The following is a 23,386-nucleotide window of genomic DNA, read 5'->3' as shown; positions in this document are numbered from 1 at the left end:
CCACTGCTATACAGTGGCCTTTTTTATTTTCCCTCGCCTAAAGCAAGCCTTGTAACAGACCGACATTCAGCCAGATAAAGCGCGCCCCAATAATAAACAGCAAAACGGCAAAGCAATGCTTAAGCATTTTGGGAGAAAGGCGATGGGCGAGATTGGCACCAAAGCGGGCAAAAAACGTGCTGGTGACAACGATTCCAAAAAACGCAGGCCAGTACACATAGCCACTACTCCATTCTGGTAGAAGCTGATTACCCCAGCCCTGGAAACCAAAGCTCAGCGCACCCGCAACCGCAATGGGAAGACCACAAGCCGCCGACGTAGCGACCGCACGCTGCATCTTCACCCGGCAGCGGGATAAAAATGGAACGGTTAGTGAGCCCCCACCGATACCAAAAATCGCGGATACCCAGCCGATAACTCCCCCAGCAGATAGCAATAAAGATGACCTTGGCAAGTTGCCGGCCCCCTCCGTTAATTGATCGTGCCGGGCACCACTAAGCCACATCCTCACCGCAATCACGATCGCAAAGACGCCGATCAGCAGCTGCAGCCAGGCACCGGGCAGCAGTTCAGCAGTGGCACCACCGGCCCAGGAGCCGATTAAAATGCCTGGAGCCATAATCCCAAAGATCTTCCAGTCCACCGCCCTTTTCTTGTTGTGGGCGCGCACTGAACTGATTGAAGTGACAATGATTGTTGCTAGGGAGGTACCCACAGCCATGTGGGTGAGGATTTCAGGGGATATCCCCATGGCGGTGAAAACAAAGACCAAGGCAGGGACAATGATCAGGCCACCACCTACGCCAAATAGTCCGGCAATAGTTCCAGCAGCGGCACCGACCAACAAATAAACCAGTAGTATTTCCATAGCCCACCCCGTTTAAATACGACAAACAATTTTGTCGCATTTAAACAGATATAAGCTGGGGATAGATAGCGACCTTAACTTCGGCTTTCCACTGTAAGCCAGTCAAACCCTTCCTGCTGACAGGCAAAAATACAGCTCTCCACTGTTTCGGTAACCTCTGCCAGGGCCTCCTTTGCCAGGGCAAGACTGTTATTTTTTTCACTGATATGGGCTACAACCAGGTGCTGTAGCTGTTCATAGCCAACGCGCTGTAGAAAGCCTGCAGCCTGCTGATTACTCAGGTGGCCATAGGCACCTCCAACCCGTCGCTTCAACGAAGGTGGATAGGGTCCTTGAGCGAGCATCAGAGGGTCGTGATTTGCCTCTAGAACCAAGGCATCACAATCACCAAAGTGCGCTTCAACATGAGGGGTGATAGTCCCCAGGTCCGTCAACAAGCCCAGACTGCTGCCGCGACAGCGAAACACAAACTGCGCCGCCTCACGAGCATCGTGGGGAACCGCGACCGGGGTTACTTCAATATCAGCGACGACAAAGGGCTGGTGCCCCTCAATTAAGTGCAGCTCCGGTAACCTGCCAATATCACGCGCCTTAAAAGTACCGGGCGTCAGGTAGACAGGCAGGCCATATCTGCGCGCAAGTGGACCTACACCAGAGAGGTGATCACTGTGTTCGTGGGTAACCACAATCGCAGAGATATCAGCGGGAGACATACCGAGCCGCGCCATACGGCGTTCGGTTTCCTTGATGGTAAAACCGCAGTCAACCAAAAGAAAGTGGTCGCCACTGGCGACCACTGTTCCATTGCCTTTACTGCCGCTTCCCAAAGAGGCGAAGCGCAGGCCCATTAAATAAGGTTCTGCTGGATAGATTGAAGCAGCTGGGAAGCTTCATTCTTTGAAAGCGGCTGTCCGCGAGTATCGCGCACGCGCACTTCAATCTCATCGTCATTGCCACGAATAACAATCAGATAACCGGGATAAGCCTCGCTTGTAGCGGTTCCTACTCCCAGGCCTTTGATTTCCTTGAAGAGAGCAGGTTCAGCACCCTCAGTCATATCAATTCCAGCCAAGATCTGCTGTAGGCTTACCTGATCAGCGCTCTCTGCCAGCTCATCTTCATCGCTCTTGCTACCCCAGGAGAACCAGCCTCCGTCGCCACCTTCCTCATCAGAAGCAAGTGCACGGTCTTCATCGTAGGTGACGTAAAAAAGTCCAATATCGGAATCTTCACGGTGTAGACGATAAGCACCAGAATTCACAGCATGAGCGACAGTAGCCCAGGCCCGATCCATTTCGAGCCCCATTGCAATATAGGGCTCATGACCAGCAGGCTCCCTCAACTGGACCTTAAGTGAGCTGCTACCAATTGCCTGGGCAACCAAAGACGCTGTAGCAGCAGCTGTTTCTGACGCCAGTGCCGTGGACATTTCATCAATCATCCACCCTTCTCGCTCAGGGCTCGAAGAGCGGTCTGGCCAATTAACGCTACCGCCAACCGGGGCTGCAGAAGGCACAGACAAGTGGCGTACATGAATCTCTGTCGTATCGGGTTGCACACCGGTTTCTACCTGCAAGCGATACTTATCTTTAGTGTCAGGGCTCTCTTTAAAGGCCATCCAGGCAGTTTCCATCACACCCGCATTGGCATCTGACATTTCTATATTCAAGCCTGAGCTGCGAAGGAATTGGTGCAACTGGGGCCACACCTCTTCAGGAGGCTGGGATACCAGCACCCAGCGATTTCCGCCGAGCTTTTGAATCTTTACTCTCTCCAGACCCGCATTCACTGAAAGCGCTTGAGGACGCGGAACTTCAAATTCCCCTTGGGCCAGCTGCTCTCCTGCAATCTGGGGGATCTCATAGAGTTCCTCCTGGTGCTTGGTATTAACACCTTCAGGTATCCGCAGAGGCGTCAGGCTATCGGCATGCTGGTAATCATTACTGCGATCGCGGAAATAGCCATCGTTGCCGAACACACCGCACCCCGCCAGTGTAATACTGGAGATAAAGAGCCCGGCTCCAACGGTCAATTTTTTCATTAAAGCTATCCTGGTTAATTCTCAGTTCGCGGGTTTAGAGTACACCGGCACTGCGCAGAGCTTCGCGCACTGTTCCGTGGTGCTCAGGGGATAAACTTGTCAGAGGCAGGCGTATTCCACCGTCGACACGACCCATCTCCCGGAGAGCCCATTTCACCGGTATCGGGTTGGACTCCAAAAACAGCACTTTGTGCAATATTTGTATTCGCTGGTCAATTGTCCGTGCAGTCACCGCATCACCGGCCAGCGCCGCTTCACACATTTGGGCCACTGCTGCGGGGGCCACATTAGCGGTTACACTAATATTTCCATGACCACCCAGTAACATTAGTTCAACCGCGGTACTATCGTCGCCAGAGTAAACGGCAAACCCTTCGGGCAGAGTATCTATTAAAACCTTAGCCCGCTCCAGGTCACCAGTGGCCTCCTTAATGCCTACGATATTGCCGATCAACGCCAGGCGCTGTACCGTTTCTGGCAGCATATCTACTGCTGTGCGGCCTGGAACATTGTAGAGAATTTGGGGAATGGAGACAGCTTTGGCCACCGCACGATAGTGCTGGTAGAGGCCTTCTTGGGTGGGCTTATTGTAATAAGGTGTAACCAGTAGGCAGGCATCTGCACCACATCGGGCGGCATTCTCTGTAAGGTCAATCGCTTCAGAAGTAGAGTTTGCGCCAGTTCCAGCAATCACTGGCACTCGACCTGCCACTTGGTCCACAACACGTCGAATAACCTCAATATGCTCATTGAAGTCCAAGGTTGCAGATTCACCGGTAGTCCCCACAGCAACCAGTGCTCGGGTCCCCTGCTCGATATGCCACTCAACGAGGTTGTGCAGACTGTCCCAATCCGGGCTTCCGTCTGCGTACATTGGGGTGGCCAGGGCCACCATACTACCGGTTAACATCCTCACTCCTTATTTTTTGCACTCCACCCGGAATACCACCGCCAGAGTCAGTTCAGTATGTTACTTAGGCCAGGGTATCTGCGCCAGTGCGACTAGCTCGCCACTCTTTTGCGTTTCTTTTTCTTTTTGCGTACCCCGTGATACACGTTTTCTGCCCCTTCAGGACGGGTCTTAAAACGGCGATGCACCCACATGTATTGTTCTGGGGCCTCGCGAATACGCGCTTCGATAAACTGGTTCACCAAAATGGCATCTTGCAGCTCATCTCCCGAAGGGATCTGATCAATAGGATCGTAAATCTTCAAACGGTAACCTGAGCCATCATCCAGTCGTGTCACCACATAGGGCACCACTTTGGCCTTGCCAACCCTGGCGAACCGTGAGGTTCCCGTAACAGTCGCCGCCGGAACATCGAAGAAAGGAGCAAAGATCCCCTGCTTAATCCCATAATCCTGATCCGGAGCATACCAGACCGCACGCCCGCGCTGCAGGGCTCGCAATACCCCGCGCACATCTTTACGCTGATAAACACTGCCATTCTCTGTATGGCGCTCTCGCCCTTTGCGCTGCATGTAGTCATAAACCGGATTTTTGTGCGGCCGATACATGCCATCGAGAGTAATACTCATCCCCATCATGGCGGCGCCGATTTCCAGGGTAGTGAAATGCATGGCCATCAGGAGAACGCCCTGGCCTTGGGCCTGGATGGCCTGCAGGGCTTCCAGTCCTTCAAAGGTAAAGCGTTTTCGTAACCATGTGGCAGAGCGAAACCAGGCCATGCCGGTTTCCATCAAGGCGATACCACTGGACTCAAAATTACGCCTAAGAAGTTCAGCTCGCTCATCTTCCCCCAGCTCGGGGAAGCACAGCGCGAGATTGCGTTCAGCAATCGTGCGTCGGCTGGTAGCTACTCTTAGCATTAGGCGGCCAAACGCACGGCCCATGGCCAACTGCCAGCGATAGGACAGTTGCGCGATCAAAAACCATAGTGCAAAAAGCAGCCAGGTTAGCCAGTAGCGAGGATGCAGCAATGCCGCGCGAAATCGGGGTTTTTCCATCAGATCTATATCAGGGTGTGGCGCCGAGGCGCAACCTAAGTCGGTTGAAAACGACGTAGTATACCCTATGCGAGGAGAGCGGGGACTGCGTAACAACCACAGGAGGTCAGTGCCTTAACAGGGTGTCCAACTCATCCACTGCGACACACCAATCCGAATCATCCAAGATAGCATTCTCCAGGAACTCTCGTTGCCCATCGCTCCAAAAGGAGGCGGAGGAAAGCTTCTCGTGACGGTGCAAATAGTGCGTGACCAGAAATTCATGGATCTGTGCATCTTCAGACGCCAGCCCCAACTGGGAAAACAGGTCCTTTAGTGTGTGATGTCCAGTAGTTTCCATAACGATTACCGCTATCTATTCTGGCAGCCATATTTTCATGGCCACTACCCCAATTATAGTTGGGCAGCCCCTGATTCATCCCGCATTATTCCTGCGGGGCTTTAAGAGGCATCACAGGCTTTCATCAATAGAATTCAGACTCTGCCCTTTTAGGGCGCCGGGTTGGGATTCCCCTGGTGTACAGCTTCGATAGCCGCTAATTGCTCACCATCCAGGGTAATTTCAACGCTGGAAATATTGGAACGCAATTGCTCAATAGTTGTGGCGCCAATGATATTTGAAGTGACAAATGGCTGCTGATTCACGAATGACAGTGCCATCTGCGCAGGGTCCAGACCAAACTCCCGGGCCAAATCCACATAGGCCTGGGTCGCAGCCAGGGTTCGATCTCCAGAGTAGCGCTGGAAGCGATCATAGCGGGTAAGTCGTGCACCATCAGGCTTCCTTCCCCCCAGATACTTGCCCGAAAGAACCCCAAATGCGAGGGGGGAGTACGCCAATAGGCCACACCTCTCGCGAATAGCAATTTCAGCGCAGCCAACTTCAAAAGCCCTGTTTAAAAGACTGTAGGGGTTTTGAATCGATACAATCCTTGGCTTCCCGTAGGCAATCGACTGTTGCAGGTACTCAAACATACCCCAGGGGGTCTCATTGGAAACACCGATATGACGAACCTTGCCCTGTTCGACCAACTCCTCGAGTGCGCCCAATGTTTCAGCTAAAGACACACCATCGTCGCTGCCGTGGGTATAGTCCAGGCGCCCGAAGAAATTAGTTTGCCTTTCAGGCCAGTGGACCTGGTAGAGGTCGATATAGTCAGTGCGCAACCGTTTTAAGGAATCATCACAAGCCTGCAAAATCTGCTCTCGGTTCAGACGGGGACCCGAGCGAATATGGCCGACACCTGAATTGGCGGCACTGCGGCCCGCCACTTTAGTTGCGACAACAACCTGGTGCCTGCCTCCTCGTGTAGCCAACCAGTTACCGATATATTCCTCGGTTAGGCCCTGTGTTTCTGGCCGTGGCGGTACGGGATACATTTCCGCGCAATCAATAAAGTTAACCCCCTGAGATATTGCATAGTCGAGCTGCTCAGCGGATTCAGCTTCATTATTCTGTTCACCATAAGTCATGGTGCCCAGGCAGATCTGGCTGACCTTAAGGTTGGTGGTGCCGAGTTGGCGATACTCCATTGAAGAGCCCCCATAAACCGAAAAACCGGATTATGCAGCTTTGCTAGGAAGAGTTGTAGGAGTGCGTTACGGAAGGGGAAACGGGACTCCCAAATGGAGTCCCGCAAAAAATCAGCCGAATTTGGTATCTACCATAGGTGAGGTGTCTGCATCGTAATCAATGCCATCAACACCAAATCCAAACAGCTTGAGGAAATCCGCCTGATAGCCCTTGAAGTCAGTCAAGTCAAACAGGTTCTCAGCAGTTACCTCTGGCCAAAGCTTTTCGATCTTAGCCTGGGTCTCAGGGCGCAGCTCTTTCTCGTCCATACGTAAACGGTTCACATCATCGAGACGTGGAGTATCGGTATAGAGCCCCTCAGTATAGAGGCGGTATAGCTGTTCGATACAGCCCTCATGAGTCCCCTCTTCTTTCATGATTTTGTACGCAAGAGAGATATAGAGTGGCATCACCGGAATAGCAGAGCTGGATTGGGTCACCAGCGCCTTCAAAACGGCAACGTTAGCCGCAGCCTTACCGTTATCGGTGATCGCTTTTGCCGCGCGATCAAGATCTTCTTTAGCTTTACCGATAGTCGCGTGACCATAAATCGGCCAGGTCAACTTTTCACCGATATAGGTATAAGCCACAGTTTTGCAATTATCAGCCAATACCCCGGCATCACCGAGGGCCTGCATCCACAGTTCCCAGTCTTCACCACCCATAACCTTGACGGTATTTGCGATCTCTTCGTCGCTCGCCGGCTCCAAAGTAATATCGGAGATCTCCAGCTTGTCAGTGTTCAGATTCTTGGCAGTGTAAGATTTGTTAATGGGCTTGAGTACAGAGCTATACAGCTCACCGCTTTTCGGATCTGTGCGACGCGGGGATGCCAAGCTGTAAACCACGAGATCAACCTGACCTAGGTCTTCTTTGATCATCTCTACAGTCTGGGCTTTCACCTCATCTGAAAAGGCATCGCCATTGATACTCTTTGCGTAAAGCCCCACTTTGTGGGCCTCCTGCTCAAAAGCTGCGGAATTGTAATAACCCGCAGAAGCCGTGCGCTTTTCAGTAGGCGGCTTCTCGAAGAACACACCAAGGGTGCTTGCGCCGCAACCAAAAGCAGCTGTAATTCGTGATGCTAGGCCGTAGCCTGTGGAGGCACCTATCACCAGCACCTTTTTGGGCCCATTTTCGACCGCTGGCTGGGACTGAATATACTCAATCTGCTCGCGTACGTTAGCAGCGCAGCCCTGCGGGTGGGCATTGGTACAAATAAAACCGCGTACTTTCGGCTGGATGATCATCCTTACAGTCTCTCCCTTCGTCTTTTGGGAATCGTTGTTACCTGATTACAGATACGCTGGTGGCGCTCCGGAGAACTATCAACCCAAGGTCGTGAGTGCGACGCCTGGGTCAGGTTCGTGGGCCATTCTAATCTCTGTCGCCGAGGAGTCCCATAGCGGTATTTCCCACAATCGATAGATGACGTCCAAAATATCTACTATCCCGGCCAAAGCGCCACATCCTGTTCAAAACCCAAACAGAAAATCGATATTTCCTGATTTTCCTGCACATAAACGGGGCTACAGTGATTAATGTCGCGCCAAGCCGGTGCCACAAAAGGGCTAATTGACATATTTCCACAGGAAAATTCATCAACTGCGCTTTTTCTGGCTTGGCACGCTGTATGCAGTCTCACCAGTGAAGGAAGCTTTTCGCTGTCATACAGCAAGCCAGGGATGGCTCGAGCGTTGTTCAACCTGTAGTAAGTTAGGAAGGTCAGAGTGAAATACTATTCGCGACACTGTGTGAAACCCGGAGACCTCAATCCCGCCCAGCGCCTGTTTGGCGGACAGCTACTGTCCTGGATTGATGAGGAAGCGGCAATCTTTGCCGGCTGCCAGATGGGTACTCCAATGCTGGTCACCAAACTGATGTCGGAAATTGACTTCGTCAGCTCCGCTTGCTGCGGTGATGTGGTGGAGTTTGGATTCGAAGTGGTTGGTATCGGCCAAACCTCTCTCACAGTCCATTGTGAGGTTCGCAACAAACAGTCACAGCAGCTGATTGTGCAAGTAGACCAAATTGTTTTTGTCGCGCTGGACGCACATGGCAAGCCCACCCCTCACGCAAAGGCCGGCATGTCCCTGGAACAGGCCCGAATTGTTACTCAACAAGAGCGGGAGGTTCGCGAACGCAGAATTGCCAGCTGACTCTACCCCGGAGCAATAACGCTCTAGAGCAGTGAACCGGTGGCGGTATACTGACGCTTTGCACTAACCGCCATCGACTATGTTTGAACTGCGATTTCACACCCCCAAACCCTGGGCTCAAGTGGTGCTCGCCGACTTTGATCGATTCCTGCAAGACCATGCTGCCGCAGAGAAAAAGGCCTCCGGCATGGCGGTATCCATGTTCTCTCACTATCCCGACAAGCCCGTTTTAGTGGAAGCCATGATCAACCTGGCACTGGAAGAAATGAACCACTTCCGCCAGGTTATCAAGATTATGCATGATCGAGGGATCTACCAGGCACCGGATGTGAAAGACCCGTATATCAACACCCTGCGCCAACTGATTCGCCGGGGGCCCGATGAATACTTGATGGACCGCCTGCTCACCGCAGCGATCATCGAAGCGCGAGGGTGCGAGCGCTTTGGGCTGGTGGCTGAGGCGCTGCCAGCTGGCCCCCTGAAGACCTTCTACCAGGTCATCACCGACAGTGAAGCTCGCCACCACGAACTATTTGTCGAACTCGCCCTGGAGTACTTCCCCCGCGAAAAAGTAGAAGCGAGGCTATCTGAATTACTCGACGAGGAAGCCGCGATTACTGCCGCACTCCCACACCGCGCAGCATTGCATTAGCGGACCGTAATTCAACGCAATTCCTATTCCCCTCCAATGGTGTATCCTGGCGCCAATCTCTAGCCCGACGTAGAGGCGCCAAACATATGCAGACTTTCCTTCGCCAACACTGGTTCCACCTGTTCTTATTGACCACATTTGCCATTACCTGGGCCTGGTCTGCCTGGAACCCCTTGCACCCCGATGACTGGTTGCTTGAGAACTATCTGGTATTTGCCGCTCTACCGATCATTTTGATCAGTGCACGGAGTTTTCCCTTATCGAATATCTCCTATACATTGATCACCATCTTCATGTGCCTTCATGTGATCGGCTCTCACTACACCTATGCCGAAACGCCTTTTGGCTACACCTTGCAGGAATGGCTGGGCTCCGATCGCAATATGTACGACCGCCTGGTGCATTTCAGCTTTGGCCTTCTCCTGGCCTATCCGGTGCGAGAGGTTCTTGTGCGCCTGGCGCAGCTACGTGGATTCTGGGCCTATTTCTTCCCGGTAGACGTGACTTTTGCGCTCTCATCAATCTACGAAATCATCGAGTGGCAAGCGGCAAAAGCTGTCTCTCCAGAATTGGGCGCAGCTTTCCTCGGCTCCCAGGGAGATATTTGGGATGCGCAGAAAGACATGCTGCTGGCGGGGCTCGGCTCTATCACCACCATGCTGGTGGTACTCGCCCTGAACCTGTGGTTGAACTCCAACGCCTGGAGTGAGATTCGCAACAGCCTTAAAGCCCCCCCGGGTGACAGTGCCCTCGGAGAAACCCGCTTGCGCCACTGGTGGAGTAATCGACGCGGCTAGAATCCACCCCTATTTCGACAATGCATGATTTAGCGGTAAACGGGTTGTCTGCTTCATCGTCTCCATCACAAAACTGGAGCTGACATCAAACAGGTCGGCCTTGATCAGTTCCTTGTAGAGACGATCGTAGCCAGGCATATCGGTGACTACCGCTTTGATCAGATAGTCCAAATCTCCACTCATACGATGGACCTCAAGAATTTCAGCCACCCCCTGTATCAATTCGCCAAAACGGGCGGCCCACTGATCGTTGTGCTGGTTGGTACGAATTGAGATATAGACCGTCAGCGGCAAGTTCAGTTTTTGTTGATCGAGGAGGGTAACCCTGTCGCAAATCACCCCCTCATTCTCAAGACGCTGAATGCGGCGCCAACATGCCGACTTGGACATCCCAACCCGCTCGGCAATATCCCCCACTGACAGGGTCGCATCAGCCTGCAACAGCTCGAGTATTGCCCTATCCAGTTTACTTAATCCTTCAGTCATCACTCAGTCCCCGCCTCGCCCAATCAAACAAAATAACGCTCTATGGCACAGTTTTACGGTTTATATCTAACTTTCGGCACAAAAATTCATAAATTTTATAATAAAAGATACAAGTAGAGACATTGTTTCAAGCATTCGGGACTAAAGTGAGCCCCACAAAACAGGGGAAAGGAAATCATGACAGACCTGATAAAGCACATCCGCGACTCGGTAATCGGCGATATGCAAGCAATCGTAACGCCGTTTGGAAAACGTCCTCTGGTGTACGCCGATTACACAGCTTCCGGTCGTGCGCTGACATTTATCGAAGAGACTATCCGCCAGCAGGTACTGCCCTTCTATGCCAATACCCACAGCGAGAGTTCCTATACCGGTGCCCATACCACCGCCCTACGAGAGCAGGCCCGTGAAGAAATTCGTCAGGCAGTCAACGCCAGCGATAACCATAAAGTGATTTTTTGTGGTTCTGGTGCAACAGCCGCGATCAACAAATTGATCGATATTCTCAACTTGCGCCTGCCCGCAGACCTTGATAGGCAACACCAGCTCTTAAGTAGAATTCCCGAACATGATCGTCCGGTTATTTTTATCGGTCCATACGAGCACCACTCCAATGAACTCCCCTGGCGAGAGAGCATTGCCGATTTGATCGCTATTCCACTGGATCAAAGTGGCAAACTTGACCTTGAAGTACTGGAATCAGAACTGCGTGCCCATGCCCATAGACCATTTAAAATCGGCAGTTTTTCTGCGGCCTCTAACGTAACCGGAATCAAAACAGATGTAGAGGCCGTGACTGCACTCCTTAAAAAACACGGAGCTTTATCATTTTGGGACTACGCCGCCGCAGCACCCTATGTGCAAATTAATATGCAAGGGCCAGCAACGCCGGATAGCCACTACCAAAAGGATGCCGTGTTTATCTCCCCGCACAAATTCATCGGAGGACCTGGCACCCCAGGTATTCTGGTTGTACACGAAGATCTGCTGAAAAATTCGGTACCTGCCACACCGGGAGGCGGTACCGTCCTTTATGTCACGCCGGAAGATCACCGCTATCTGGAAGACGCCGAGCGCAGTGAAGAGGGCGGCACCCCAGCCATTATCGAGTCGATCAGGGCCGGAATGGTTTTCAGACTTCAACAGACGATGGGCACAAAAGAGATTGGTCAACGCGAAACCCAATTTTTACAGCGGGCACTGCAACGCTGGTCGGAGGAGGAGGCCATTGAGATACTCGGCAATACTGACTCCGCACGACTATCCATCATCTCCCTGCGAATTAAATGGAACAATAAGGACCTTCACTACGGTTTTGTGGTGGCATTGCTCAATGACCTGTTTGGTATTCAGGTTCGCGGAGGCTGCTCCTGTGCCGGTCCCTATGGACACGCTTTATTGGGCATCGATATGGCCCACAGTAAATCCCTGGAAGAACAAATCCTGCAAGGTCAGAAGGTACTGAGACCCGGTTGGATAAGACTCAACTTTAACTATTTTATCAGCGAGGAGGTCTTCGAATACTTATTGGAGGCAGTGGCCCTGGTCGCCAACTACGGCTGGAGATTGTTGCCGTTTTACCGTTTTGACCCACTCACCGGCGTATGGAGATATCAGGATAAGAAAATGAGGACATCGCTTGATATTTCTCAGCTGACATTTACTGATAAAGACACGCAACAAGAGCAGGAAAACCGTTGCAACTTAGATCTTAAGAGCTATTTAATGATGGGAGAAAAAGAGCTTCGCAAAGTTGGTCGCGAAGCCCATTTCTACGATTTAAGACTACCCGATGAGGCAGAACCCCTACGCTGGTTTGCCAGCCCCCGGGAAGCGGCACTGGCACTTTAAGTGGGAAGCGAAGGGGCTTCTACCGCAACAGCAACAGAGGCTGGCGGGCTTTCAACAACATTTTAACGGTGATGCTTCCCATCAGAAGGTCGTGCAGGCGGTTGTGACTGAAAGCTCCCATCACGGTTAGGTCAATCTGGTGCTCGGTTTGGTAGGCCACCAAAGCTTCAACGGTATTGCCGGTGAGATTACTGGCAGTGCAAGTGAGTCCTGCAGAATCCAGTTTGGCCGAGGCTTCAGCCAACAAATTCTCCGCAGTTTCAGCGGGCCCTACATAGACAAGGTGACAGGAGAGTTCGCGAAATAATGGGCTCTCTGCAACCATCGCCAATGCCTTGCACGAGGCCTCACTGCCATCGTAGGCAAGCATCACCCTGCTGGGCTCTGTGAAGTCCCGATTGACCACCAAAATCGGCTTGTGCAGTGAGCGCACTACTGTCTCCAGGTGAGCGCCAAGTCCACGCTCAGAATCCCCGTGCTCTTCACCGCGAATTCCCAACACCAGCGCGCGAATGGAGTCTTCCATTTCCACCACTGATTCTGTCAGGCTGTCGTGACGCTGGCAGGCTTTGATATTTTGCACACCGGCATCTTCGGCGCGGCTGCGGGCGGCCTGTAGCATCAGCTTGCCCTGCTGCACCATTAACTGCGCCCGCTGCTGCTCCAGCGCAGTTAACTCTTCCAGCAACTCCTCCTGACTTCCCAGGCCAATACTGCCGGTAAAATCGGTTACCGCAGGGACACTGCTTCTTTCGATGTTGTGCAACAGCTTCAGCGGTGCTTGCAGGCTCCTGGCCAGCCAGGCCGAGTAATCACACACCGCTCCAGTGTAATGAGAGCCATCGATACAAGAGAGTATCAATGGCGCTTTGCCGCCATTACCTGTGTTCTCATTGTTATTTTCGCTGTTGCTTACGGCCATCAATGTCCTCCAAGAACCCGCTCAATTTCCTCGGGCTTATCGTGTACGCCAAAACGGTCGACAATCGTTTCACTGGCCTCATTCAGTCCTACCAGCTCAACTTGTGCTCCCTCGCGGCGGAACTTAAGCACCACCTTGTCCAGCGCATTAACCCCGGAAACATCCCAGAAATGCGCGCGGTTGAGGTCGATCACCACCGTATCCACCACCTCTTTGAAATCAAATGAAGCGGTAAACTTATCGGCTGAATTGAAAAATACCTGCCCAATGACCTTGTAAGTGCGGCGACTCTGCTTTTCATCCAGGGAGCTGCTCACATACATAAAGTGACTGACTTTGTTGGCAAAGAAGAGCGATGCCAATAGCACACCGACAAATACACCATAGGCCAGGTTGTGAGTCCACACTACCACAACCACAGTGGCCAGCATGACCAAATTTGTAGAAAGTGGGTAGTGCTTCAAGTTGCGGATGGAGCCCCAGTCAAAGGTGCCGATAGAGACCATAATCATGACTGCCACCAGCGCCGCCATGGGGATCACAGCAACCCAGTCACTGATAAACACTACCAGTGTCAGCAGACCGATACCGGCCACCAGAGTGGAAAGACGGCCGCGGCCACCGGATTTCACATTAATAACAGACTGGCCGATCATCGCACAGCCAGCCATACCACCCAGGGTACCCGCAGCAATATTGGCAATACCCTGACCTTTACACTCGCGGTTCTTGTCACTGGTAGTATCCGTCAGGTCGTCGACAATCGTCGCCGTCATCAGGGATTCGAGCAAGCCCACAACGGCCAGACCTGCGGAGTAGGGAAAGATAATCTGCAGGGTTTCAAAGTTAAGCGGAACTTCTGGCCAGAGGAAAACAGGCAGAGTATCCGGCAGCTCACCCATATCGCCAACAGTGCGAATATCCAATCCCATCGTCACCGCCACTGCGGTGAGGAGCAGAATACACACCAGCGGTGATGGCACAGCCTTGCCAATCACGGGGATATAAGGGAACAGGTAAATAATCCCCAGACCCGCCGCAGTCATTGCATAGACTTCCCAGGTGCCGCCGATCAATTCCGGCATTTGCGCCAGGAATATCAATATTGCCAGGGCATTGACGAACCCTGTCACCACAGCCCGGGAGACAAAACTCATTAAGCTCCCCAGCTTCAGGTAACCCGCAATAATCTGCAGTACCCCCGTCAATAAGGTTGCCGCAAGCAGATATTGCAACCCGTGTTCTTTCACCAGGGTCACCATCAGCAGAGCCATGGCCCCGGTGGCAGCGGAGATCATTCCCGGGCGACCGCCGACAAATGCAATCACAACGGCGATACAGAAAGAGGCGTAGAGGCCTACTCTGGGGTCAACGCCCGCGATAATCGAGAAAGCGATGGCTTCGGGTATCAAAGCCAGGGCCACTACCAGGCCGGCGAGAACATCCCGACGTATGTTGCCGAACCAGTCGGCTTTGGTCGATGAGAGCAGCGAAGGAAACATAGGAGACAGCTAATTAAATTGAGATTGATCAAAAAAAGGCCGCGCACTCTACCATAAACGGCAGCAACCCCGCATGGCGTAGCCTCCCTCTCACCACTTTTCCTCTGACAAATATCAGAACTGTCCACTGCCGTCCGACCGTGGACAAAGCGGACACCGGACACTTTTTGCGGACACCATCAAGAAAACCAAAAACTACAAATTTCAAAAAATTCCTTTTATTTCAACAGGTTAAATAAAACTTAACTGTTGGCATGCTTATTGCGTTACCCCTCCTAACAAGCAGATTCTTAACTCTGAATCCAAATTTCTAAAAGCCTGCATCCAAATAGCAATGACAGGCAAAACAGTAAGAGAAACGGAAAGCCGCAATGATTAGAGATACTTCCGGACAAGATACCAAGATAGAAGCCGTGCCGGTTTGGAAGAACAAAAAGGTCGTCAAAGCCTCGGTATTTGCCGGTTTGACAGTGGCATTCCTGACCTGGGGTATCAACTCCTGGCACAGCAATAGCTCTGTCGACAGCACCCTCTCCCTGTCTCAAGTCAATATCGCCCAGGTCCAGCGAGGAGACCTGGTGCGGGATCTGGTGGTTCAGGGCCAAGTGGTCGCCGCAAACAGCCCCACGCTTTTCAGCCCAGCCCAGGGCATTGTGAAATTTGCAGTGAAAGCTGGGGATACCGTTGACGAAGGGCAATTGCTGGCCACCGTCGACAGCCCGGAACTATCCAATCAGCTGGCCCAGGAAAACGCCCAACTCAACCAGCTGACGGTGAACCTGCAGCGCCAAAAAATCCAGGCCAAACGCCAGCATATGGAAAACCAGCAAAAGGCCGACCTAGCCAAAGTCAACCTCACCGCTGCCAAACGAGAGTTGAGACGTGCAGAGCTGTCTATGGAAAAACAAATTATCTCGCGGCTGGATTTTGAAAAAACCAAGGACGATATGGCCCGCGCTCAGCTGGAGTACGAACAAGCCGTACAAAATGCGGGACTGGAAAAAGAATCACTGACCTTTGAAACCCAGAACCTGGAACTCCAGGTCTCACAACAACGCCTTCAGGTAGAAGAAACTGAGCGCCGTGTCCGCGAGCTGAACATTATCTCACCGGTTAACGGCACCGTTGGTAGCTTAGCTGTGGCACAGCGTAGCGCCGTGGGCGCCAATGCGCCACTTATTACAGTCGTCGATCTCACCAGTTTTGAGCTCGAGGCCAAGGTGCCGGAAAACTATGCCGACGACCTGGGTATCAGCATGGCCGTGGCAATCAATCTCGGTGGAAAAGAATTATCCGGGGAAATCACCGCAATCTCCCCCGAGGTCATAAACGGCCAGGTAGTTGCACGGGTTCGTTTCACTGAGGGCCAACCGAAAAAGCTGCGACAAAATCTCCGCCTTACCGCCCGCATACTGCTGGAAAACCGCAACAACGTGCTACTGGTCAGACGCGGTGGCTTTCTCGATCAAAGCGGTGGCAACCATGCCTTTCGTTTGAACACCGAACAACAGGCGGAGCGAGTTTCCATCCAGATAGGCGCCTTTGGCTTAAAACAGGTGGAAATTGTCTCAGGCCTTCAAGAGGGAGACAGAATCATTATCTCCTCTTCCGAGGAACTCGAAAATGCCCAGCTGGTTGCGCTGACAGATTAACCCCGAATTCAAATTGGGGCTCGATATAGCTCCTTAGTAAGTCAATCAATAATTTAAAGTTTAAGAAAAAGGGAATATCGCAATGTTGAAAATGAACAATATCCGTAAAAGTTTCCGTACCGATACTATCGAAACTCATGCGCTGCGCGATTTCAGCCTTGAAGTTAAAGAGGGTGAGTTTGTTTCTGTAACCGGCCCCAGTGGCTCCGGTAAAACTACCTTTCTCAATATCGCCGGCCTACTGGAAACACCTACCAGTGGAGAGTACCTGCTCGACGGTGAGAATGTCAGTAATCTCAATGACCGCCAGCGCTCACATCTTCGCAACGAAAAAATAGGCTTTATTTTCCAAGGATTTAACCTGATTCCTGACCTGAGCTTGTTCGATAATATCGACGTTCCACTGCGCTACCGTGGCTTCAATGCAAAAGAACGCCGCAAGCGTATTGAAAAAGTGCTCGAGCAGGTAGGTCTTTCTGCTCGCGCCAAACATCTGCCGGCACAGCTCTCCGGTGGACAGCAGCAGCGTATCGCTATCGCCCGCGCTTTAGCTGGCGAACCCCGTTTTCTGCTTGCGGATGAGCCCACCGGTAACCTCGACTCCTTAATGGCCCGCCAGGTAATGGAGCTACTGGAGTTTATTAACGAGTGGGGAACCACCATCGTAATGGTTACCCACGATCCAGAACTCGCACGCCGTGCCCACCGCAACATCCAGATTGTGGATGGACAGGTTTGCGACTTACGTGCGGTCCCCGAGCAGCCTGCTGCCGTTACTGCTTAAGGAGTCTGCACCATGTTTGGATACTATATTTCCCTGGCTTTGCGAAGTTTACGTGGAACCCCAATTTTGAGCAGCTTAATGGTTGCCGCTATTGCAGTCGGTGTCGGAGCCTCTATGACGGTGCTGACCCTGAACTACACCATGTCCCAGAATGCTTTGAAGCATAAAGACGATGTACTCTTTTCCGTACAGCTAGATAGTTGGGATATCAATAAAGCTTTTGACGCACCTAACGAGATTCCCTGGCAGCTAACCTATAGAGATGCCGAGGCTTTATTGCGCTCAAATATTCCAACGCGCCAAATCGCCATGCATCGTTATGGTTTCACCGTAAAACCGGAAAGCTCTGCTATTCGGCCTTTTGAGTCAGAAGCCAGGGTAACTACTCGCGACTTCTTCTCTTTATTCGATGTACCCTTTATTTATGGTGGCACTTGGGAAAAGTCCGCCGATAGTTCCCCGACTCAAGTCGTCGTGCTTTCCAAGCCATCAAATGACAAGCTTTTCGCAGGTGAAAATAGCGTTGGAAAAACGATAAGACTCAATGATCAACCTTATACCATCGTAGGTGTTATCGACACTTGGGAACCATCACCGAGAGTGTACGATGTTAACAATGGCCCCTTTGACGAAGTCGAGGAGTTATTTATTCCCTTTGGTCTGCACCGCAAACTGGAAATTAGCACTTGGGGTAACACCAATGGCTGGAGCAATGCAGACCCGAAAACCTATGAAGAATTTCTGCAGAGCGAATATGTTTGGATTCAATATTGGGTCGAACTAAGTAGCAGTGAGCAAAAAGCTGAGTATGAGGAATTCCTTACCGCCTACATACAACAAGAAAAACTTCAAGGCCGTTTCCAGAGACCGCTAAAATTCGCACTTAGCAAACCGTCGGAGTGGCTGGTACTCAATGAAGTTCTCAGCGATGACAACCGCATTCTCGGCTGGGTTTCACTGGCTTTCTTATTGGTATGTGTGATTAATGCTGTTGCTTTACTGCTAGCTAAGTTCTTACGAAAGGCTCCAGAAGCCGGTGTACGTCGAGCCTTAGGTGCCAGCCGAGGTGCTATCTTTACCCAACACTTAATTGAAAGCGCCACCATCGGTATTCTCGGAGGTGTAGCTGGCATTTTCTTAGCCCTGCTCGGCCTCAGCGGTATCCGTCACCTCGCCATGGGGCGAATCGATACACTGCCCTCTATGGATTGGGTCATGATGGTTGCTGCAATTGGCCTCGCTATTGTGGCCAGTCTGTTGGCAGGCCTCTATCCGGCGCTAAAAATCAGCCAAACCAATCCTTCAATTTACCTTAAGACCCAGTAAGGCCTGACCATGCTTGAATTGAAACCGATGCTGTCCGCCCTCTGGCGCAATAAAATATCCGCTTTGCTGATTGCCCTTCAACTTGGCTTGACACTTGCGATCGTCAGCAATACCGCGATTATTATTCAGGATCGAATTGAGAAAATAAATCGCCCTACAGGTATAGAGGTTGAAGATTTAATTACCGTAGGATTTATGGCGATACCTCAAGACTACGATACTAATGGCGCCATTAAAGCTGATCTTAGTCTACTTCGTGATTTGCCTTATGTAGTAAATGCCTCTATAACCAATCAGATCCCTATTTCAGGGTCTGGTTCGGCATCTCGATACTATAACAAACCCAATCAAGAGGTCGGTGGTGAGACTTCCAACTACTACCAAGTTGATCCTCAATTTATCAACACCCTCAATTTGAACTTGATAGCTGGGCGTAACTTCACCGAAGCTGAAATGCAAATTGGCGACCAAAGTATTCCAAGCACAACGGCTACTACCATTATCACTAAACAACTTGCTGAAAAACTCTACCCCGATCAAGACCCTATCGGTAAGCCAATTTTTCAAGGTGGCAGCTCAGAGCCCATGGAAATTATTGGAGTTGTCGAGCGACACCTTGGGGCCTGGGTAAGTTGGTCAAACTCAGGTAACGTTATGTTTTTTCCAATAATAAAGGAAAGACGCTTTGCAAAATACATGGTGCGTACCGAGCCGGGTAAAAGAGATGAAGTTATGCGGACTCTAGAGGACAAACTATCCGAACGAGATCCTCAGAGAGTAATTTCTGTCAATACACTGTCTAAGTATGTAGATCGCAGTTATGCAATTGACAACACAATGGTTAAAGTACTTTCTATCGTTGCCGCCATGTTAAGCTTTATAGTGGCACTCGGTATCGTTGGTTTGACAATTTTCTGGATCAACCAAAGAGCCAAGCAAATTGGGGTTAGGCGTGCATTAGGAGCTACTCGCACAAATATCAGTCGCTATTTCCTTTTAGAGAACGGGATCATAGCGGGTCTGGGAATTACCGTTGGGTGTGCAGCAGCACTTATTGCCAATCAATATATGGTTCGAGATTATTCACAGCCTACTTTAACAATTGTGCCCCTAGTTGTTTGTGCTCTATTGGTTCTTTTAGTCAGCCTTACAGCTGCACTTGCCCCAGCGTTACGAGCAGCAAATATATCGCCGGCAACCGCCACCCGAAATATTTAAATAACAAATTTTAGGGGGTGACCTACTTGCTCACCCCCTAGCAAAGGTCAATTTTTTCATTCATTTTTCATTGTTTATCCATCGTACTCAACGGATATGCCCAGCCCCATCAAAATAAATAATAAGGACATTGATCTTGTTTAAAAAAATATCTTCTTTCTTTTTTATGGGGCTAACCTTCCTAAGCCCAAACTCACAAGCGGAAAAGCATCCGGTTATTGCTGGCCCAATAGTAACTGAAGAATTAGTACAACAAATTACAAGAGCTGACCAACACTTATTTGATGCGTTATTCAATAATTGTGATCTAAGAGAAGCACAAAACCTGGTTACCGATGACTTTGAAATGTACCATGACAAGTGGGGTCAAACAGCAAAGTCTGGAGAAGAGTTCGTCAAGGCCATTACCAATATGTGTAAACAGCGTGAAAATGGAAGTGGTATTCGTGCACGTCGTGAACTGGTAGTCGAGAGCACTGAAGTCTACCCCGTTAACCATTATGGTGCTATTCAATCTGGCACCCATCGATTTTACGGCATCAATGACGACAAATCTGAAGTCTTACGGGAAAGTTCACAGTTTACTCATCTCTGGAAACAGGTAGACGGGAAGTGGCAGCTAGCGAGGGTGCTCAGCTTCGACCACAAACCTGCCGAGCAACATATCGGCCACTAGCCCTTCCAGATCTATTTGTGGCAGAGAAAACCTGCCACAAGCATTCCCCCTCGCCACCAACACATTGCATAATAGGCGCCTTAATAGCGTGTCTTAGAAACTATGGACAAAGTACTTATTATTGATGACAACAGCAGTATCCTTTCCGCCCTGGAGATCCTGTTGTCCCTGCATGACTTGCAGCCACTTTGTGCGATTACTCCTCAAGCCGGACTACAACTGCTACGAGAGAACAGCGATGTCAGCCTGGTTATCCAGGATATGAACTTCACCGCTGATACAACCTCTGGACAAGAGGGAAGAGAACTCTTCTTTGCGATTCGGGAAATAAATCCGGACTTACCAATTATCCTTCTGACCGCTTGGACCCAACTGGAAATGGCTGTCGAGCTAGTCAGAGCTGGTGCAGCTGATTACCTCGGTAAGCCCTGGGATGACAATAAACTAATATCCACAATTAACAATTTATTGGAACTGGGAGAACTACAAAAGCGCCAGCAGGCATCCCGGCAACAAGCTTTGAATGCTCGCAGCCAATTACGGGAGGACTTTCTCCTACAAGGCATAATTTACCGCAGCGATAAAATGCAAAAGCTGTTGGAAATGGCCACTCAAGTAGCGAAATCTGATGTTCCCATCCTGATCACAGGACCAAATGGGGCCGGCAAAGAGAAGATTGCTGAGATTGTCCAGGCGAACTCTTCATCGAGAGAAGGGCCTTTTATTAAAGTTAACGTAGGTGCACTGCCAGAAGATCTGATGGAAGCAGAGCTGTTCGGAGCCGAACCCGGAGCCTATACCGGCGCCGGCAATCGGGCACGGGAGGGTAGGTTTGAGGCCGCCGATGGCGGCACCCTGTTCCTCGATGAAATTGGCGAGCTATCACCCAGTGGTCAGGTGAAACTACTGCGTGTACTACAAACCGGGGAATTCCAGCGTTTAGGCAGCAGCCAAACCCGCAAAACTAAAGTTCGGGTAATCAGTGCTACCAATAGAGATCTCCACAAGGCTATCGAGGAAGGCAAGTTTCGCCAGGATTTATTTTATCGACTCAATGTTATAGAACTGCGCCTCCCACCACTGCATGAGCGCCCTGAGGACATCCCTCCCCTCGCGATTAGCTTCCTCGCGGAAAGTGGCAATTCAAAAAAGCTATCTCCTCAAGCGTTAAACGCCCTTACTCGCTATCATTGGCCCGGCAATGTGCGGGAACTGCAAAATGTTATGCAGCGAGCAGCCGTCCTAAGCCAGGAGGATACTATCGATGAAGCCGTCCTGGCACTTCCTGAGCAAATGCCAACCGACAAAGTCGAAGTGAGTTTTGAGCCCAGCCGCGAGTTGCTACAAGAGACACTATCCAACTGCAATGGCATTATTGCCCAGGCTGCGCGAGAACTCGGCATGAGCCGCCAAGCACTATACCGCCGCCTGGAAAAACACGGTATACCCTATTGATGTCGAGATACTTTTCACTTGAAGGCCGCCTTATTGCAACAGCGGCCCTGCCTTTAATTACTGGCGTTACTATTTTCTGGCTCAGCACTCGAGCAGGCTTTGCCCCATCACTTGCATGGGCAGCGTCAATTTTGGTTTCATTGCCACTATTAATCGGACTGATACGCTATATTTTAGCCCCCTTAACCGACACTTTGAAATCCCTACAAAATGGCCTACTAAATTTTCGCGATGGCGACTTCTCCATTTCTCTTGTCTCCCCCAAGGACAATGAACTCCGCCAAATAACTCTCCTTTATAATGAGATTGGTGAGCACTTGCGTAAAGAGCGCGCACATATTTACCAGCGTGAACTTCTTTTGGATACTGTTATCCAAACATCTCCACAAGCCCTTTTACTGGTCGATCAAAACGACCGCATCATTTATTCGAATAGCAGTGCCAAACAGCTACTGAATAACGGCCGGCCAATACAAGGTCTTCATCTACAAAAAGTCCTACTGAAGAGCCCCAAGGAAATCGCTAGCGCTATTTATAGCTGGAAAAATGGCCTATTTAATTACACTGATATCCATGGGCCACATTCCATGCATATAGGTAACAGTACTTTCGTTCTGAACGCACAAAAACACCGCCTAATTGTGCTGCGGGAAATGACTCGCGAGCTAACTCGAGCAGAGGTGGAAGTTTGGAAAAAGGTTATCCGTTTGATCAGCCATGAGCTGAACAATTCTCTAGCCCCGATTTCATCACTTGCCCATTCTGGAAAAATGCTAGTAACAAAAACAGGTAAAGAACAAGCTCTGGAGAAGGTTTTCGATATTATTGCAGATCGCTGTAAACACCTGACAGAATTCACCCAAGGATATGCTACATTTGCCAAACTACCCGCCCCAAGCTGTGAGACTGTTAGCTGGCAGGATCTTGTCAATCGAATAATGCCAATTCAAGCCTTCTCTTTAAAGGGAACCCTGCCAGACGAACCCGGTTACTTTGACCCGATCCAGTTGGAACAAGCACTACTGAATTTAATTAAAAATTCACGCGAAGCTGGTAGTAATAGCGATGATATTGAGCTTGAAATTAACGCTGATAGCTTCGGACAAAAATTAACGCTATCTGATCGTGGTTGTGGAATGAGTGAAAAAACTCTTGAACAGGCTCTACTCCCCTTCTTCTCGACCAAAGAACAGGGAGTGGGATTGGGGCTGGCACTCTGCCGTGAAATTATTGATGCTCACGAAGGGCAAATTCAGCTTTTAAATCGCTCTGAGGGAGGGTTAACAGTATGCCTATGGTTACCTTGGAAAAGCAATAGCAATGGATGACATAACGCTATGCCATACCCTAGATCATCAAAATTTATTTCCAGATCTAAGACTAAAAATCTATATCTCTCTCTGACATTGACACCACTTAATAGTCTCTGATTTATTAAAAGTACATCAGGTACGCC

The 23,386-nt window shown here is 50.6% G+C and carries 22 protein-coding genes; 11 read left to right on the top strand and 11 right to left on the bottom strand.

Features of this window, described 5'->3' with window-relative positions; all coding sequences use genetic code 11:
- Positions 1-37 precede the first annotated feature (37 nt).
- The 8 genes from ACJJII_RS10270 to fabV form a co-directional block, all read right to left on the bottom strand.
- Positions 38-868, bottom strand: a complete 831-nt coding sequence (locus tag ACJJII_RS10270; protein ID WP_444906357.1) for a sulfite exporter TauE/SafE family protein — start codon at positions 866-868, stop codon at positions 38-40.
- A 74-nt stretch (positions 869-942) separates the two neighbouring features.
- Positions 943-1,716: an MBL fold metallo-hydrolase gene (locus tag ACJJII_RS10265; RefSeq protein ID WP_444914705.1), complete on the bottom strand. Its 774-nt coding sequence runs from the start codon at positions 1,714-1,716 to the stop codon at positions 943-945.
- The gene (locus tag ACJJII_RS10260; RefSeq protein WP_444919059.1) at positions 1,716-2,909 is read right to left on the bottom strand and encodes an NlpB/DapX family lipoprotein; all 1,194 of its coding nucleotides are present in this window, start codon (positions 2,907-2,909) and stop codon (positions 1,716-1,718) included. Before ACJJII_RS10260 ends, ACJJII_RS10265 begins: the two co-directional genes overlap by 1 nt.
- Positions 2,910-2,943: 34 nt before the next feature.
- Positions 2,944-3,819: a 4-hydroxy-tetrahydrodipicolinate synthase gene (gene dapA / locus ACJJII_RS10255; RefSeq protein WP_444919058.1), complete on the bottom strand. Its 876-nt coding sequence runs from the start codon at positions 3,817-3,819 to the stop codon at positions 2,944-2,946.
- A gap of 92 nt (positions 3,820-3,911) precedes the next feature.
- On the bottom strand, positions 3,912-4,877 hold the full coding sequence (gene lpxL / locus ACJJII_RS10250) for an LpxL/LpxP family Kdo(2)-lipid IV(A) lauroyl/palmitoleoyl acyltransferase (protein WP_444919057.1): 966 nt from the start codon (positions 4,875-4,877) through the stop codon (positions 3,912-3,914).
- A gap of 106 nt (positions 4,878-4,983) precedes the next feature.
- Positions 4,984-5,217 carry a DUF2789 family protein gene (locus ACJJII_RS10245; protein WP_413664456.1) on the bottom strand — a complete coding sequence of 78 codons (234 nt, stop codon included), beginning with the start codon at positions 5,215-5,217 and terminating at the stop codon, positions 4,984-4,986.
- A gap of 149 nt (positions 5,218-5,366) precedes the next feature.
- Positions 5,367-6,410: an NADP(H)-dependent aldo-keto reductase gene (locus tag ACJJII_RS10240; protein ID WP_444919056.1), complete on the bottom strand. Its 1,044-nt coding sequence runs from the start codon at positions 6,408-6,410 to the stop codon at positions 5,367-5,369.
- A gap of 111 nt (positions 6,411-6,521) precedes the next feature.
- Positions 6,522-7,700, bottom strand: coding sequence for an enoyl-ACP reductase FabV (gene fabV / locus ACJJII_RS10235; RefSeq protein ID WP_444919055.1), 1,179 nt, complete (start codon positions 7,698-7,700; stop codon positions 6,522-6,524).
- 480 nt (positions 7,701-8,180) lie between these two features.
- Here fabV and ACJJII_RS10230 point away from each other — a divergent pair, with 480 nt between their 5' ends.
- The 3 genes from ACJJII_RS10230 (at position 8,181) to ACJJII_RS10220 (ending at position 10,058) form a co-directional block, all read left to right on the top strand.
- Positions 8,181-8,609, top strand: a complete 429-nt coding sequence (locus ACJJII_RS10230; RefSeq protein WP_444906363.1) for an acyl-CoA thioesterase — start codon at positions 8,181-8,183, stop codon at positions 8,607-8,609.
- A gap of 79 nt (positions 8,610-8,688) precedes the next feature.
- Positions 8,689-9,261: a tRNA-(ms[2]io[6]A)-hydroxylase gene (locus tag ACJJII_RS10225; RefSeq protein ID WP_444906364.1), complete on the top strand. Its 573-nt coding sequence runs from the start codon at positions 8,689-8,691 to the stop codon at positions 9,259-9,261.
- Between the two features lie 86 nt (positions 9,262-9,347).
- Positions 9,348-10,058, top strand: coding sequence for a DUF2238 domain-containing protein (locus tag ACJJII_RS10220; RefSeq protein ID WP_444906365.1), 711 nt, complete (start codon positions 9,348-9,350; stop codon positions 10,056-10,058).
- A 9-nt stretch (positions 10,059-10,067) separates the two neighbouring features.
- Here ACJJII_RS10220 and ACJJII_RS10215 read toward each other — a convergent pair whose 3' ends face one another.
- Complete coding sequence (locus tag ACJJII_RS10215; RefSeq protein ID WP_444919054.1) at positions 10,068-10,544, bottom strand: Lrp/AsnC family transcriptional regulator; 477 nt, start codon at positions 10,542-10,544, stop codon at positions 10,068-10,070.
- A gap of 177 nt (positions 10,545-10,721) precedes the next feature.
- On the opposite strand from ACJJII_RS10215, the gene ACJJII_RS10210 reads away from it, so the two are divergent.
- The gene (locus tag ACJJII_RS10210) at positions 10,722-12,395 is read left to right on the top strand and encodes an aminotransferase class V-fold PLP-dependent enzyme (protein ID WP_444919053.1); all 1,674 of its coding nucleotides are present in this window, start codon (positions 10,722-10,724) and stop codon (positions 12,393-12,395) included.
- Positions 12,396-12,414: 19 nt separating this feature from the next.
- On the opposite strand, the gene ACJJII_RS10205 is transcribed toward ACJJII_RS10210, so the two are convergent.
- Both ACJJII_RS10205 and ACJJII_RS10200 read right to left on the bottom strand, forming a co-directional pair.
- On the bottom strand, positions 12,415-13,317 hold the full coding sequence (locus ACJJII_RS10205) for a universal stress protein (RefSeq protein ID WP_413664448.1): 903 nt from the start codon (positions 13,315-13,317) through the stop codon (positions 12,415-12,417).
- A complete protein-coding gene (locus ACJJII_RS10200; RefSeq protein WP_413664447.1) occupies positions 13,317-14,819 on the bottom strand; it encodes a SulP family inorganic anion transporter in 1,503 nt (500 codons plus the stop codon). Before ACJJII_RS10200 ends, ACJJII_RS10205 begins: the two co-directional genes overlap by 1 nt.
- 371 nt (positions 14,820-15,190) lie before the next feature.
- On the opposite strand from ACJJII_RS10200, the gene ACJJII_RS10195 reads away from it, so the two are divergent.
- From ACJJII_RS10195 to ACJJII_RS10165, 7 genes are all read left to right on the top strand, one after another.
- Positions 15,191-16,471 (top strand): efflux RND transporter periplasmic adaptor subunit, encoded by a 1,281-nt coding sequence (locus ACJJII_RS10195; RefSeq protein WP_444919052.1) that lies wholly within the window; start codon positions 15,191-15,193, stop codon positions 16,469-16,471.
- A gap of 82 nt (positions 16,472-16,553) precedes the next feature.
- A complete protein-coding gene (locus tag ACJJII_RS10190) occupies positions 16,554-17,255 on the top strand; it encodes an ABC transporter ATP-binding protein (RefSeq protein WP_444919051.1) in 702 nt (233 codons plus the stop codon).
- Between the two features lie 12 nt (positions 17,256-17,267).
- Positions 17,268-18,581 (top strand): ABC transporter permease, encoded by a 1,314-nt coding sequence (locus tag ACJJII_RS10185; RefSeq protein WP_444919050.1) that lies wholly within the window; start codon positions 17,268-17,270, stop codon positions 18,579-18,581.
- A gap of 9 nt (positions 18,582-18,590) precedes the next feature.
- Positions 18,591-19,799 carry an ABC transporter permease gene (locus ACJJII_RS10180; RefSeq protein WP_444919049.1) on the top strand — a complete coding sequence of 403 codons (1,209 nt, stop codon included), beginning with the start codon at positions 18,591-18,593 and terminating at the stop codon, positions 19,797-19,799.
- Between the two features lie 136 nt (positions 19,800-19,935).
- Positions 19,936-20,475, top strand: coding sequence for a nuclear transport factor 2 family protein (locus tag ACJJII_RS10175; RefSeq protein ID WP_444919048.1), 540 nt, complete (start codon positions 19,936-19,938; stop codon positions 20,473-20,475).
- Between the two features lie 102 nt (positions 20,476-20,577).
- Positions 20,578-21,930 (top strand): sigma-54-dependent transcriptional regulator, encoded by a 1,353-nt coding sequence (locus ACJJII_RS10170; protein WP_444919047.1) that lies wholly within the window; start codon positions 20,578-20,580, stop codon positions 21,928-21,930.
- Positions 21,930-23,258, top strand: coding sequence for a sensor histidine kinase (locus ACJJII_RS10165; RefSeq protein WP_444919046.1), 1,329 nt, complete (start codon positions 21,930-21,932; stop codon positions 23,256-23,258). Before ACJJII_RS10170 ends, ACJJII_RS10165 begins: the two co-directional genes overlap by 1 nt.
- Positions 23,259-23,386 lie beyond the last annotated feature (128 nt).

It is taken from the genome of Microbulbifer maximicatervae (SeqCode) (genome assembly GCF_052467825.1).
Note: the sequence above shows the minus strand (reverse complement) of the source record. Positions and strands in the feature narration are given on the sequence as shown.

Coding starts and splice junctions, on each gene's coding strand:
- ACJJII_RS10215 (WP_444919054.1), bottom strand. CDS start 10,544: ATGACTGAAGGATTAAGTAAACTGGATAGGGCAATACTCGAGCTGTTG.
- ACJJII_RS10200 (WP_413664447.1), bottom strand. CDS start 14,819: ATGTTTCCTTCGCTGCTCTCATCGACCAAAGCCGACTGGTTCGGCAAC.
- ACJJII_RS10170 (WP_444919047.1), top strand. CDS start 20,578: ATGGACAAAGTACTTATTATTGATGACAACAGCAGTATCCTTTCCGCC.
- ACJJII_RS10195 (WP_444919052.1), top strand. CDS start 15,191: ATGATTAGAGATACTTCCGGACAAGATACCAAGATAGAAGCCGTGCCG.
- ACJJII_RS10185 (WP_444919050.1), top strand. CDS start 17,268: ATGTTTGGATACTATATTTCCCTGGCTTTGCGAAGTTTACGTGGAACC.
- ACJJII_RS10245 (WP_413664456.1), bottom strand. CDS start 5,217: ATGGAAACTACTGGACATCACACACTAAAGGACCTGTTTTCCCAGTTG.
- ACJJII_RS10225 (WP_444906364.1), top strand. CDS start 8,689: ATGTTTGAACTGCGATTTCACACCCCCAAACCCTGGGCTCAAGTGGTG.
- ACJJII_RS10220 (WP_444906365.1), top strand. CDS start 9,348: ATGCAGACTTTCCTTCGCCAACACTGGTTCCACCTGTTCTTATTGACC.
- ACJJII_RS10180 (WP_444919049.1), top strand. CDS start 18,591: ATGCTTGAATTGAAACCGATGCTGTCCGCCCTCTGGCGCAATAAAATA.
- ACJJII_RS10190 (WP_444919051.1), top strand. CDS start 16,554: ATGTTGAAAATGAACAATATCCGTAAAAGTTTCCGTACCGATACTATC.
- ACJJII_RS10270 (WP_444906357.1), bottom strand. CDS start 868: ATGGAAATACTACTGGTTTATTTGTTGGTCGGTGCCGCTGCTGGAACT.
- ACJJII_RS10210 (WP_444919053.1), top strand. CDS start 10,722: ATGACAGACCTGATAAAGCACATCCGCGACTCGGTAATCGGCGATATG.
- ACJJII_RS10265 (WP_444914705.1), bottom strand. CDS start 1,716: ATGGGCCTGCGCTTCGCCTCTTTGGGAAGCGGCAGTAAAGGCAATGGA.
- fabV (WP_444919055.1), bottom strand. CDS start 7,700: ATGATCATCCAGCCGAAAGTACGCGGTTTTATTTGTACCAATGCCCAC.
- lpxL (WP_444919057.1), bottom strand. CDS start 4,877: ATGGAAAAACCCCGATTTCGCGCGGCATTGCTGCATCCTCGCTACTGG.
- dapA (WP_444919058.1), bottom strand. CDS start 3,819: ATGTTAACCGGTAGTATGGTGGCCCTGGCCACCCCAATGTACGCAGAC.
- ACJJII_RS10205 (WP_413664448.1), bottom strand. CDS start 13,317: ATGGCCGTAAGCAACAGCGAAAATAACAATGAGAACACAGGTAATGGC.
- ACJJII_RS10165 (WP_444919046.1), top strand. CDS start 21,930: ATGTCGAGATACTTTTCACTTGAAGGCCGCCTTATTGCAACAGCGGCC.
- ACJJII_RS10260 (WP_444919059.1), bottom strand. CDS start 2,909: ATGAAAAAATTGACCGTTGGAGCCGGGCTCTTTATCTCCAGTATTACA.
- ACJJII_RS10240 (WP_444919056.1), bottom strand. CDS start 6,410: ATGGAGTATCGCCAACTCGGCACCACCAACCTTAAGGTCAGCCAGATC.